An 11470-nucleotide genomic window follows, 5' to 3' on the forward strand; every position below is an offset into this window, starting at 1 on the left:
TCCTTCGACGTCACCGGTCGCTGTCCCCGAGCACCCGCCCCAGGGCCTTCGGGGACAGCTCCGGTGCGTCGAGGAGGTCGCGCATCTCTTCGCGACGATCGTCTGCGACCGGGTGGACCCCGATGTAGTTGTGCCACTCGTCGCCGACCGGGAGTGGCCGGACCACGACGGTGTCGCCGACGCTCACGTCATCTCCCACCGTCCGGTCCATCACACTCCGGGTCTCACCGCTTCTCCCATCGCGGACGGTGAACCCGTCTCCGGGACGCACCTCGACGACTACGCCCATGATGAGCGGCGCACCACGCCACCGATGCGCGAGGTCGAGTTCGTCGTCGGGAAGTACTGTGGCCCAGCGTTCGACGAAATCGTCGAACGCTCCACCGTCGAACAACACGACGTCCGATACCAACCGCACGTCGTCGTTGGCCCGATCGACCTCGGCGAAAAGCCGTTGCCAGCGCGGTTGGTCGATGATCAGACCGGCCTTCGCATACAGCCACACGGCGCGATGCCCGAGCGGGGTGTCGCTCTTACCGAGATGGCACACCTTGTACTTGCGGCCGGAGCCGCACCAGCAGCGGTCGTTACGGCCCAACTCGGGGTGCTCGACCGGCTTGAAATGCTGCAGGAACGGATACATCGCGTGCTGCGTTCCGGTGGCGGTGCGCTCGAGCAACAGCAGACCCGCGGTCGCATCGCCTCGCATCGCCGCGAAGGTCGCGAGGTCTTCCAGTGCCGGTGCGAAGCCGGGATTCTCCGATGTTGCGAGCTGATAGCGTCGTTCGGCCTCGATCACGTCGCCGCGGGCGAGTTCGGCCCGTCCGATCATCCAGTGTGCGGCAGCGCGGGTGACGCGAGGCCCGCGGCGCAGAAGCTGATCAGCCGCCTGTGCCATCTCGTACGACTCGATTCCGAGCCGCAGCAGAGCTTCGTCCGACACCAGTTGTGCAACGGCCGGATCCGCCAGTGGTGTCGCTGTGTCGGGTTCTTCGAAGTACTCGTCCAGGTACGCCTCGAGTGAAAAGTCGACGTCCCTTTCCTCGAGTGACCACGACATCAGAAGTGCCAGAAAGCGCGTGGCGGCGTGCGCCGAGGCGGCGTCCAGACCGAACGCCTTACCGAACCACTCGGATGCGGCGGCCTCCTGTTCGACCTGACTCGGGGCGGGTGCCGTGTCCGTCCGGATCAGCTTGTTGCCGGTACGTTCGAATCCTGTGTCGGCGAGTTGTTCGCTCAGCGGGGTGCACGTGTCGCGAGCCAGTTGCGGATCGGCGACGAGCGCTTCGAGCAGATCGAGTTCGATGTAGAGGTCGGAGTCGCGTGTGCGTTCCGACATCGCCGCTACCCACGCACCGAGCGTGCCCGGTGCCGGTTCGTCTCCGACCCGGTCGACGGTGACCTCACCGTGTCGGACGGTGAGGGCGACGAGGTCGCCGGCCCTGTGCGGAGTCAGGAAGTCCTCGGGCAGGACGACGACCCCGAATTGCGCCCAGGGCGTGTCGGTCAGTGAACGGGACGCGAGAATCTCGTCGTGGATCCCGGGAATGCCCACGCTGATCGGCGGGTCGTTCGGCAGGATCAGGGCAGGTAGCAACACGTCGAACATCTCGAGCGCATTCGCCGCGATTTCGTCCACGGTGAGCCGATGGGTGAAGACGCGCCCGTCGAGCAGGGCGTCGAGTGCGACGTAGCGCCCGTCCCGGAGCTCGGTGATCACGGGGTCGACGAGGGCATCGTCGAGTTCGATCGCGGCCTCGATCTGCGCGGGGTCGCCGAAGCCTCGGTCGGAGAGCGCTGCAACAAGCTCCGAGAGGGTATGCGGGCCGTTCTCCCGGAGCAGTGTTGTCGAGGCGGCAGAGAGGTCCCTGGAAGAAGAGTGCACATTTTGAGCCTACGGCGGCCACCCGACAGGCACGATGGGCTCTGCACACGACCCGACCGTCGAGGGATGGCGACACACCATGACGACATCACGACCTCGACCGGCACCGTCGCGTGAACCTACGGTGGTGTGGCCATGGCTCACAGGCCTCGGTCTGCTCGTCTCGCTCGTGCTGCTCGCCACCGCGGGCCGGTACGGATATCACCGTGACGAATTGTATTTCGTTCGTGCAGGGCAGGAACCGGCGTTCGGATACGTCGATCAACCGCCGCTCACACCACTGTTCGCACGGGCTGCGTCCGAGCTCTTCGGTGAGTCCCCGGTGGGTCTGCGCGTGTTCTCTGCGCTCGCTGCAGGCCTGATCGTGTTGTGTACCGGCCTGATAGCGCGCGAGTTCGAGGCGAGTCGCACGACCGCGGTACTCGCAGCCGCGTGCATGTCGGTGTCGGCGTATCTCGCAGGTGTGGGGCATCTGTTGTCGACCTCCACGTTCGATCTGCTCGCGTGGACGATTCTGAGTTGGCTGTTGGTGCGTGCCCTGCGGGATGGCGGACCCACCTGGTTACTCGTCGGCGTGACGGCGGGAATCGCCTTGCAGAACAAGATGCTCGTCGCCTTCTTCCTCCTCGCCGTGTTCATCGGAGTGCTGACAGCCGGACCCCGTTCGGCGCTGCGCACCGCGTGGGTCCCCGCGGGTGTGCTCGCCGCAGTGGTGGTGTGGTCGCCGTACCTGATCTGGCAGGCCGGGCACGGATGGCCGCAACTCGAATTGTCGACCGCGATCGCCGCGGGAAGCTCGGGGACGAGCGAATCACGGTGGCTGTTTCTGCCGTTCCAGCTGGTGCTGGTGAGCATCTGGCTGGCGCCGGTATGGATCGCCGGTCTCTGGCGGCTCACGCACGATCCCGCTGTGCGAACCTACCGGGCATTCGCCGTTGCGTACGCGCTGCTCGCGATCCTCTTCCTGGTGACCGGCGGCAAACCGTACTATTCGGCCGGGATGTTCCCGATCCTGCTTGCCGCCGGGGCGGCGCCGACCGTGCGCTGGGCACACACGACGCTTCGGGCAGGGCTGGTGGGTGCCGCGCTGGCGTTGAGCGCCGTAACCTCGGCGTTCCTGTTCCTCCCACTCGTTTCCGCGGAGGATCTGCACGAGACCCCGATCGCGGCGCTGAACTACGACGCGGGGGAAACCGTGGGCTGGCCCGAATTCGCAGGCACTGTCGCCGGCGTCTACGCCGCCTTACCCACGCATGAACTCCCCCACACCGTCTTTCTCGGCGGGAACTACGGCGAGGCCGGCGCGATCGATCTGTATTCGTCACATGTCGTTCTGCCGCCCGCGTACAGCGGGCACAACAGCTACGCGTCGTGGGGCCCGCCGCCCGAGTCCGCGCGCACCGTCATCGCGGTCGGGTTCGACGAATCGGTGCTGCGCCGCTGGTTCGGGTCGGTGACACCGGCCGCGCGCGTCGACAACGGCGTCGATCTCGACAACGACGAACAAGGCGAGACGATATGGGTGTGCCGCGACCGCACCTCGTCGTGGGACGAGATGTGGCCGCGGCTGCAGACCATCGGTTAGGGCAGTCCGTAGACCCGCGGGTTGGATTCAACCTCCGACTGTGGCGTGCATCTCCCATACGAGAACTTCGGCGCCGGTGTCGGTGATCAGTTGTTGCCCACCGCCGCCGCTGACGCGCACTGCGTCTCCTTCAGCGAGCAGCCCGACACCTTCGAGGGCAGCGTTGCCGCGCGCGACGAACACGTGCAGGAACGGTGCGTCGGGAAGTGATACCGGGTTCCCGGGCTGCATCCGCGACACGTGCAGCGCCGCATGTCGATTCCGGATACGGATCGCCGCATGGCCGGCGTGGTCCTTCATTCCGGAGGCGACGGGAACGAGGCCTCCGGAGAGCAGTTCGTGGTCGATCTCGAGTTGCTCGTATCCCGGGGTCACCCCGGATTCGTCGGGCAGCACCCACATCTGGACGAAGTGCACCGGTGTGTCGTGCTGCTCGGAGTGCAGGCCGGTGGCGCCGTCGAAGCGCCACGAGTCGTTCTTCTCCGAATGGAGAATTCCGGAGCCGGCAGTCATGCGCTGAGCCAGACCTGGGTAGATGACGCCGGAATGGCCGGTCGAATCCTGGTGGACGAGTGAACCCTGGAGGACCCAGGTGACGATCTCCATGTCCTGATGGGGATGCGTGTCGAAGCCCTGGCCGGGTGTGACGATGTCGTCGTTGTTGACCATCAGAACACCGTGGTGAGTGTTTGCGGGGTCGTAGTGATGACCGAAGGAAAAGGAATGCTTCGAATCGAGCCAGGCGATCTTCGTCTTCAGTCGGTCGTCTGCACGGCGGACATCGAGGCGAGGTTCGTGGACGGTGGTGTTCATGATGATCGGTTCTCCGGGTCAGCAGTTCGGATCTACGGTGGGCGGGTTGCGACGGGGGCGGATCTGCGCGTTCGGCAGACTCGGTGCCGGCAAACGCGCGACGTCGCCCACGTAGCCTTCGACGCTTCCGAATCTGTCGGATTCGTTCTGCCACGCGTCGCGGTAGGCGACGATCTCGTCGTGGGAACGAGCGACGAAGTTCCACCACATGACGATCTCCTCGCCGAACGGTGTCCCTCCCAGCAGGATCAGGCGAGCGGGTTCGCCGGTGCGGTTGGTCAGGGTCAGCCTGGGTACGCCGGTGCCGACGTAGCCGAGCGCTGCTCGTTGCAGGACGGTGTCGAAGAGTGCCACTTCTCCGGTGTCGACGAGGACTCCGTGTTCGAACTCGGGGTCGACGTCGAACGTGATGGTGGCGGCGGGGTCGACGGTGATCTCGACACCGAGCAGCGGTGTGAAGGTGTGCACGGGTGAGGTGTCACCGGCGAGGCTACCGAGGAAGACTCTGCCGGTGCCGCCGCCGAGGTCGATGGGTTCGGGCACGTGGTGCTGGAAGTCGCGTGGGGTGTCGCGGTCGGAGTCGGGCAGCGCCACCCACAGCTGGACGCCGTGAAGAGTGGTCGTCGCCGGTGTCGAGACCTCCGAGTGGCAGATCCCGTGGCCACCGGTCATCAGATTCACCTCGCCCGGCAACACCATGGCGTGCACCCCGTTGCTGTCCCGGTGCTCGACCTCCCCGGTGAACAGCCAGCTCACGGTCTGCAAACCGGTATGAGGGTGAGGCGCGACGTCCATGCCGCCGGTGACGGAGACGTCGTCGGGTCCGTAATGGTCGACGAAACACCACGCGCCGATGAGTGAGCGTTGTCGTTGGGGCAGCGTGCGTCGCACGGGCATGGCACGCGGACCACCGAGCGGCACCTCGCGTGAGGTGATGATCTCGACGCGTGGATTCCGGGTGTCGCCGACCGGATGGTTCTCGGCCTGGCAGAGGATCTCGGTGGGGGTGGCGTCCGTGTTGCTCATCTCGATCGTGGCCTTCCGGTCTGGTGCGGAACTCATGGTTCAGTCTGCGCTACCGGCGCTGCATATACCGGCCGGCGTCGACTCAGAGGATGGTCGAGCCGTACATTTCTCCGAGCGGATCGGCGATGAGCTCGAGACGTTCGCCGTCGGGGCCCGGGAAGTACAGCGAGACTTCGCTGTGTTCGACGAGTTCGATCCCGGCAGCGACGAGCTTGTCGCGCAGGTATTCCCACTTCGAGGGTTCGATGCTGATCGCGATGTGATGCAATCCGCCCAGCACCTCCCGGTAGGAGCCGACATCGAGTCCGGGGAAGTCGAAGAACGCCAAGAGGTTTCCGTTGCCGATGCCGAAGAAGAAATGAGACGATCCGGGATAGTCGCGGTTCTCGATGAGTTCGACCAGCGGGAATTCGAGCAGTTCCTGATAGAACTTCACGGTGCGTTCGACGTCGCTGCTCACGATCGCCGTGTGGTGCAATCCGCGCGCCGACGATTCCGGACGTGAGCCCTCAGGCCGCAGATAGCGCTCCCGGATCTCCTCGCGTCGCTGCGCGAACGAATCATGGACCTGCGCGGTGGCGGTCATGTCGGCCCTCTTTCCACTCACCGGCAGCGGACACCTGCCGAACTAGTTGATCTCTCAACCATCATGACAGAGTGATAGTTGCGTCGTCAACTACCTGCTACGGTTGAGGTATGGAACCGACAAGTTGGCTGACCCACGATGAACATCGGTTGTGGCGGTCCTACCTCGACGCCACCCGCATGCTCATCCAGGACCTGGACAAGCAGCTGGTGCGCGACTCAGGGATCTCGTTCGCCGATTACGAGATTCTCGTCCTGCTCTCCGAAGCAGAAGACCGCAGGCTTCGGATGCGAGAACTCTCCGACGCAAGCACCACGACACGAAGCGGCATCACCCGCGCGATCACCCGAATGGAGGCCGCCGGGTGGGTGCAACGCGTCGAATGCGAATCCGACAAGCGCGGTGCCTGGGCCGCATTGACCGACAAGGGCGCCGCGACACTCGCCGACGCCGGCCCCGGTCATGTCGCCGCGGTACGCGCAACGATGTTCGACGTCCTCTCCCCCGACGACATCACCGTGATGGCCGACGCCTTCACCACCATGCGCGACCACATGCAGGAACGCAGGAGCACCACCTGACCGTCGAACACGCACACGACCGACACTTCGCCCCCTCGCAGCTACGCTCGAAGCCGACCGCGATTTCCGGAAGGATGCAGAAATGCCCACGGACACCCCCGATCCCCGCCTCGCCGATATCACCGTCTCCCACAATCCCCAGCGGAACCGCTACGAGATCCTCGAAGGCGACACCGTCATCGGACACACCGACTACCGCGCAGGTGAAGGCACCCAGCGCGTATTCGTCCACACCGAGGTGGACGAGAACTACGGCGGTCTCGGCCTCGCCGGCCGCCTCGTGAAGTTCGCTCTCGACGACGTCGCGTCACACGGCGGGCGCATCGTTCCGGTATGCCCGTACGTCGCGAAGTACGTGACCAAGCACCACGACTACGACAGCATCGTCGACCGGCCCGGTGGACCGGCATGAACCACGCCGAGCGCATCTCCATCGACAAGCAGACCCGACCGGTATACCGCGCGCAAGTGGCCGTCGCGGTCGCTGTCCGGGACGCCGTGAGTGAGGCGGGCCTCGATCGGAAGCTCGCCGAGCTCGTCAATATCCGTGTGTCGCAGATCAACGGGTGTGCCTACTGCCTCGACGTGCATATTCGTGACGCACTGAAAGCGGGCGAGAAGGCCCAGCGCCTCGCCGTACTGCCCGCATGGCGCGACACCGACCTGTTCACCGACGCGGAGTGCGCCGCGCTGACACTCGCCGAACTGGTGACCACCCTGCCGTCGTCGTACGAACAGGACTGCCGCTACGCCGAGGCGCGGACGGCATTGAACGACGAGCAACTCTCCGCGATCATCTGGGTCGCGATTGCCATGAACTCGTTCAATCGCATTTCGATTCTCAGCCGCCACCGAGTTCGCCAGGACGACTGGAAGGCCTGACCTGCTCGGATCCTGAGCGTCCTCCGATCCGAGCCGCTACCGGGAGTAGCGCCGCGGTCACCAACGAGACCACCAGCACACCCAACGCCATACCCGAGAACACGTCGTGTACGTAGTGCACGCCGACGGTCACGCGCGAGAGTCCGAGAACCGTAGCCAGCGGGGCGACGAACCAGAGTGACCGTCGGACGGCGAGCACACACGCGGTGGCGAACGATGCTGCGATCACGGAATGATTCGACGGCCATGACCAGTCACCGATCTCCGGACACTCCAGAACGGTCGCGATACCCAGAGTCCGACACGGCCGCGGTTCGGTCACCACCAGCTTGATGAATTCGCTGAGCAGGTATGCGGCGATCACCCCGGTCCCGGCGACCACGAGAGTGCGGAAAGCGCGTCGATCCTCGCGCCAGGACCACACGGCGAGTACACCTGCGGTGGCCACGAGGACAAGCAGCCCCTTGTCTGCGACGACCCCCGCTGCCGGTCCCAGGAACGACGCTTCGAATGTCTGCGCGATCGCGAGATAGAGCTCATCACGGACGGGCACCGCCGCCACAGCGAGCAGTGCCAGGACGACCGCGGTCGGCATGGCAGGTAGAAGCATCGACTGGACCAACCTCGGGGGTATACGAGGTGAACGCTCGGTGACAACCATGATCGACAACGCTAGCGTGGCGGCTTGCCCTCTCCGAGTCCGACTCACCCGAGATGCGAGCGCCAGTACGCTGTGGCCCATGTGGAGAACCTGGGTTCCGTCGCTGGCGATCGTCGCAGTCGCGGTGCTCGTTCTGACAACCGGAGCGCTCACCCCGGCCTCGATCGCCATCACGGTCGTCCTGCTCGCGCTCGCCTGGATCGGATCTCCGTTGGTCTTCCCGCGCCATGTCGACGATGCGACCGCTCGCCGCGAGGCCGCCGATACGAACACTCCGGTGATCTACTGGCGCCCGGGGTGCATGTTCTGCATGCGCCTGCGGGCATCCCTGCTTCGCCGCGCCGATCGTGCGATCTGGGTGAACATCTGGCGCGACCCCGCAGCGGCAGAACGGGTCCGCGAGGTCAACGACGGAAACGAGACCGTGCCGACCGTGTTCGTGGCAGGGAGTGCGCACAGCAACCCCGCCCCCGAGTGGATGCGCGCGCAACTCCGTTGAGCGAGATCGACGCCGCCTCCCTCGTCTCACCCCGGGTATCGTGGACCGACGATCACACCTGCACGCGAAAGGCCGAACCCTCGATGCGCCACGATCCGCGACGACTGTCGCAGGACCTGTATCCGCTGCGCCGTGCAGTCACTCCGTTGTTCGGTGACGTCGACGCGCTCGGGCACGTCAACAACGTCTCTATCGCCCGATACTTCGAGCAGGCCCGTGTCCTCGTGATGGAGGAACTCACCTCCGCTCTCGGCGGACCCGCGTTCGAACGCGCGGTGCTGGCCCGGATCGAGATAGATTATCTCGCCGAGGTCTTCTATCCCCACGAAGTCGTGATCTCCACCGGCGTGTCGAAGGTGGGTACCTCGTCGCTGGTACTCGGCTCGGCGCTGTTCCAGCACGGCCGGTGCGTTGCGCTGGCGACCTCCATCGACGTCGGCACGAAACCGGAAGGCGGTGCGGCGCCGATCTCCGACGAGGTGCGCGCTGTGCTCGACAAGTATCTGCTCGATCTCCCGAACTGATCGTCTCTGCCGATCACCGTCCTCCCGGAACGAACGCTCCCGCTCTGCGCACGATGTGTTCGTGCAACCGCGCGACGGCCGGAGTCGGGCGGTGGTGTCCGCTGACGAGCCCGATGTCGCGGTCCCGGTTGCCCGTCAACGGAATCCCGACGAGGTCGTCGCGGGACACGGACGCCGGCAACAACGCAACACCCAACCCCTGTGCGACGAGTGCGCGGGCCGTCTCGAACTCACCGATCTCGAATGCGACGTTCGGAACGAACCCTGCCTCCTTGCACCAGGAATCGAGAAGTCGACGCAGGTGGAATACGGGCGGATTCGCGATGAAGTGCTCTGCGGCGAGGTCTGTGAGGTCGACCTCGCCACGGTCGGCAAGCCGATGCGACGGGGCGACATACAGCAGAATCCGTTGCTTCCCGAGTAGCACGACAGCCAGATCGTCCGGGGGTGGAATCACGACGGCGAGATCGAGACGACCCTCGCGGACCATCGCGCACAGCGCTTCGCCGTGAGCCTGGACGAGACCGAACCGGATGCGCGGTGCCGTGTCGTGGAATTCGGCGAGCAGCGAGGGAATGCTCACCGGGCCGAGCGTGAGGGGAAACCCGAAACGGACCGATCCACTGTCGGGGTCAGCGTTGCTGTGTACGACATTCACTGCGTCGTCGAGCACCCGGACCACGCCGCGGGTACGTTCGTGCAGTTCGCGACCAGCAGCGGTCAGTGCGACACCCCGACCGACCGGCTGGAACAGCGCCACCCCGAGGATCTGCTCGAGCGATTTCAGTCGCCTGCTCAGTGACGACTGCGGCACACCGAGGACAGCGGCCGCGTGAGTGATGTGTCCTTCCGTCGCGGCGGTGTCGAACGCTGCGAGCAGTGGCACGATCTCGGCGATCCGACCCGACCTGTATCCATCCATATTCGGATGATAATCCACAAAATATCTCATTGGACGGATTGATATCTGCGGAGGAAGCTGGGGACACCAGCGAGAGAAGGAGTGTTTCCCATGAGCGACAACACATCCGACACCATCCACGATGTCGTCCTGATCGGAGGCGGGATCATGTCCGCCACCCTCGGCGCCATGATGTCCCGCCTCGAACCCGACGCCTCGATAGTCCTCCTCGAGCGCCTCGACGAAATCGCCGGTGAGAGTTCCAGCGCATGGAACAACGCCGGCACCGGACACTCCGGCTACGCGGAACTCAACTACATGCCCGACCCCACCGACGGCGCGACAGCGCAGGACATCGCGCACCGATTCTGCCTCTCCCGACGGTTCTGGTCGTCACTGGCAGCCGATGACACCATGCCGGAGTTCCTCACTCCCGCACCGCACATGGACATCGTGTTCGGCGAACGAGACGTCGAATACCTGCGCGCCCGGGTCGACACCCTGCGGACATCGCCGACGTTCTCCGACATGGAATTCACCGAGGACCCCGAGACCATCCGCGAGTGGGCTCCCCTGCTGGTCGAGGGCCGCACCCACACCGGACCCATGGCCGCCTCACGCCACCACGCCGGCACCGACGTCGATTTCGGTGCACTGACCAGATGGCTCGTCGACGACATCGCGACCCGCGGCACCGACGTACGTCTGCACCACGAAGTCACTCGGCTGCACCGCTGCGACGACGGACTGTGGGTGATCACCGGTCGAGACCGGGCAAGTGGGCAAGGTTTCCGTCTCACATCACGGTTCGTCTTCGTCGGTGCCGGCGGCTACGCACTGGAGTTGCTCCAGAAGGCCCGGGTCGATGAGGTGCGTGGATACGCCGTGTTCCCCGTCGGCGCACAGTTCTTTCGCACCGACAACCCGGTGGTCGTCGCACGGCACGACGCGAAGGTCTACGGCCAGGCCGACGTCGGTGCTCCGCCGATGTCGGTGCCGCACCTCGACGTGCGCGTGGTCGACGGGACACGGTCATTGATGTTCGGACCGTACGCAACATTCAGCACCCGGCTACTCCGACACGGCCGGCTGTCCGACCTGTTCCGCACGATCCGCCTGCGCAACGCCGCCGTGATGGTCACCGCGGGCCTGCGCAACCTGGCTCTCGTGCGATACCTCCTCGGGCAACTCGCCTCGTCGAAGCACCGCAAGTTCGCGCAACTCCTCCGGTTCTACCCGGGCGCAGATCCCGCTGACTGGTACCTCGTGCAGGCCGGACAGCGTGCACAGCTCATCAAGCCGGACGAGCACGGCCACGGCGTACTGACATTCGGAACCGAGCTCGTCACGAGCGCCGACGGGACGATCGCGGGACTTCTCGGTGCGTCACCGGGAGCGTCCATCGCCCCTGCCGTCATGGTCGATCTGCTCACACGGTGTTTCCCCGACCGGCAGGACCCATGGGCATCCGCGCTCGGCAATCTGATGCCGAACCGGTCTCACGACGCAGCGTGATCCGACTGTATT

General features: G+C 65.3%; 13 protein-coding genes. 7 read left to right on the plus strand and 6 right to left on the minus strand.

Features of this window, described 5'->3' with window-relative positions; genetic code table 11:
• Nucleotides 1-10: 10 nt before the first annotated feature.
• Nucleotides 11-1885: an SEC-C metal-binding domain-containing protein gene (locus ACZ46K_RS20145; RefSeq protein WP_464744404.1), complete on the minus strand. Its 1875-nt coding sequence runs from the start codon at nucleotides 1883-1885 to the stop codon at nucleotides 11-13.
• A gap of 79 nt (nucleotides 1886-1964) precedes the next feature.
• On the opposite strand from ACZ46K_RS20145, the gene ACZ46K_RS20150 reads away from it, so the two are divergent.
• Entirely contained in the window at nucleotides 1965-3470 is a 1506-nt protein-coding gene (locus ACZ46K_RS20150) for a glycosyltransferase family 39 protein (RefSeq protein ID WP_464744406.1), read from the plus strand.
• A 27-nt stretch (nucleotides 3471-3497) separates the two neighbouring features.
• Here the strand turns inward: ACZ46K_RS20150 and ACZ46K_RS20155 are convergent, their stop codons facing one another.
• The 3 genes from ACZ46K_RS20155 to ACZ46K_RS20165 form a co-directional block, all read right to left on the minus strand.
• Entirely contained in the window at nucleotides 3498-4283 is a 786-nt protein-coding gene (locus tag ACZ46K_RS20155; protein ID WP_464744408.1) for a pirin family protein, read from the minus strand.
• Between the two features lie 18 nt (nucleotides 4284-4301).
• Entirely contained in the window at nucleotides 4302-5309 is a 1008-nt protein-coding gene (locus ACZ46K_RS20160) for a pirin family protein (protein ID WP_054809570.1), read from the minus strand.
• An 82-nt stretch (nucleotides 5310-5391) separates the two neighbouring features.
• On the minus strand, nucleotides 5392-5895 hold the full coding sequence (locus tag ACZ46K_RS20165) for a VOC family protein (protein ID WP_054805703.1): 504 nt from the start codon (nucleotides 5893-5895) through the stop codon (nucleotides 5392-5394).
• 110 nt (nucleotides 5896-6005) lie between these two features.
• On the opposite strand from ACZ46K_RS20165, the gene ACZ46K_RS20170 reads away from it, so the two are divergent.
• The 3 genes from ACZ46K_RS20170 to ACZ46K_RS20180 all read left to right on the plus strand — a co-directional run bounded on the left by ACZ46K_RS20170 (nucleotide 6006) and on the right by ACZ46K_RS20180 (nucleotide 7358).
• Nucleotides 6006-6476 (plus strand): MarR family winged helix-turn-helix transcriptional regulator, encoded by a 471-nt coding sequence (locus tag ACZ46K_RS20170; protein WP_464744410.1) that lies wholly within the window; start codon nucleotides 6006-6008, stop codon nucleotides 6474-6476.
• An 82-nt stretch (nucleotides 6477-6558) separates the two neighbouring features.
• On the plus strand, nucleotides 6559-6888 hold the full coding sequence (locus tag ACZ46K_RS20175) for a GNAT family N-acetyltransferase (RefSeq protein ID WP_054805702.1): 330 nt from the start codon (nucleotides 6559-6561) through the stop codon (nucleotides 6886-6888).
• Nucleotides 6885-7358 carry a carboxymuconolactone decarboxylase family protein gene (locus tag ACZ46K_RS20180; protein ID WP_054805701.1) on the plus strand — a complete coding sequence of 158 codons (474 nt, stop codon included), beginning with the start codon at nucleotides 6885-6887 and terminating at the stop codon, nucleotides 7356-7358. Before ACZ46K_RS20175 ends, ACZ46K_RS20180 begins: the two co-directional genes overlap by 4 nt.
• On the opposite strand, the gene ACZ46K_RS20185 is transcribed toward ACZ46K_RS20180, so the two are convergent.
• Nucleotides 7318-7968 (minus strand): phosphatase PAP2 family protein, encoded by a 651-nt coding sequence (locus ACZ46K_RS20185; RefSeq protein ID WP_464744412.1) that lies wholly within the window; start codon nucleotides 7966-7968, stop codon nucleotides 7318-7320. The genes ACZ46K_RS20180 and ACZ46K_RS20185 overlap by 41 nt on opposite strands.
• Before the next feature lie 130 nt (nucleotides 7969-8098).
• Here ACZ46K_RS20185 and ACZ46K_RS20190 point away from each other — a divergent pair, with 130 nt between their 5' ends.
• Both ACZ46K_RS20190 and ACZ46K_RS20195 read left to right on the plus strand, forming a co-directional pair.
• Complete coding sequence (locus ACZ46K_RS20190) at nucleotides 8099-8518, plus strand: glutaredoxin domain-containing protein (protein ID WP_464744414.1); 420 nt, start codon at nucleotides 8099-8101, stop codon at nucleotides 8516-8518.
• Nucleotides 8515-9042, plus strand: coding sequence for an acyl-CoA thioesterase (locus ACZ46K_RS20195; RefSeq protein WP_464744416.1), 528 nt, complete (start codon nucleotides 8515-8517; stop codon nucleotides 9040-9042). Before ACZ46K_RS20190 ends, ACZ46K_RS20195 begins: the two co-directional genes overlap by 4 nt.
• A gap of 13 nt (nucleotides 9043-9055) precedes the next feature.
• Here ACZ46K_RS20195 and ACZ46K_RS20200 read toward each other — a convergent pair whose 3' ends face one another.
• The gene (locus ACZ46K_RS20200) at nucleotides 9056-9964 is read right to left on the minus strand and encodes a LysR substrate-binding domain-containing protein (protein ID WP_054805699.1); all 909 of its coding nucleotides are present in this window, start codon (nucleotides 9962-9964) and stop codon (nucleotides 9056-9058) included.
• Between the two features lie 90 nt (nucleotides 9965-10054).
• On the opposite strand from ACZ46K_RS20200, the gene mqo reads away from it, so the two are divergent.
• Nucleotides 10055-11458: a malate dehydrogenase (quinone) gene (gene mqo / locus ACZ46K_RS20205; RefSeq protein ID WP_054805698.1), complete on the plus strand. Its 1404-nt coding sequence runs from the start codon at nucleotides 10055-10057 to the stop codon at nucleotides 11456-11458.
• The last annotated feature ends 12 nt before the right edge of the window (nucleotides 11459-11470 follow it).

The sequence above is a fragment of the Rhodococcus sp. JCM 9793 genome, assembly GCF_055380405.1.

Excerpts from the sequence above, each read along its gene's own strand:
- ACZ46K_RS20190 (WP_464744414.1), top strand. The coding sequence starts at position 8,099 with ATGTGGAGAACCTGGGTTCCGTCGCTGGCGATCGTCGCAGTCGCGGTG.
- mqo (WP_054805698.1), top strand. The coding sequence starts at position 10,055 with ATGAGCGACAACACATCCGACACCATCCACGATGTCGTCCTGATCGGA.
- ACZ46K_RS20170 (WP_464744410.1), top strand. The coding sequence starts at position 6,006 with ATGGAACCGACAAGTTGGCTGACCCACGATGAACATCGGTTGTGGCGG.
- ACZ46K_RS20180 (WP_054805701.1), top strand. The coding sequence starts at position 6,885 with ATGAACCACGCCGAGCGCATCTCCATCGACAAGCAGACCCGACCGGTA.
- ACZ46K_RS20185 (WP_464744412.1), bottom strand. The coding sequence starts at position 7,968 with ATGCTTCTACCTGCCATGCCGACCGCGGTCGTCCTGGCACTGCTCGCT.
- ACZ46K_RS20200 (WP_054805699.1), bottom strand. The coding sequence starts at position 9,964 with ATGGATGGATACAGGTCGGGTCGGATCGCCGAGATCGTGCCACTGCTC.
- ACZ46K_RS20150 (WP_464744406.1), top strand. The coding sequence starts at position 1,965 with ATGACGACATCACGACCTCGACCGGCACCGTCGCGTGAACCTACGGTG.
- ACZ46K_RS20175 (WP_054805702.1), top strand. The coding sequence starts at position 6,559 with ATGCCCACGGACACCCCCGATCCCCGCCTCGCCGATATCACCGTCTCC.
- ACZ46K_RS20160 (WP_054809570.1), bottom strand. The coding sequence starts at position 5,309 with ATGAGCAACACGGACGCCACCCCCACCGAGATCCTCTGCCAGGCCGAG.
- ACZ46K_RS20165 (WP_054805703.1), bottom strand. The coding sequence starts at position 5,895 with ATGACCGCCACCGCGCAGGTCCATGATTCGTTCGCGCAGCGACGCGAG.
- ACZ46K_RS20155 (WP_464744408.1), bottom strand. The coding sequence starts at position 4,283 with ATGAACACCACCGTCCACGAACCTCGCCTCGATGTCCGCCGTGCAGAC.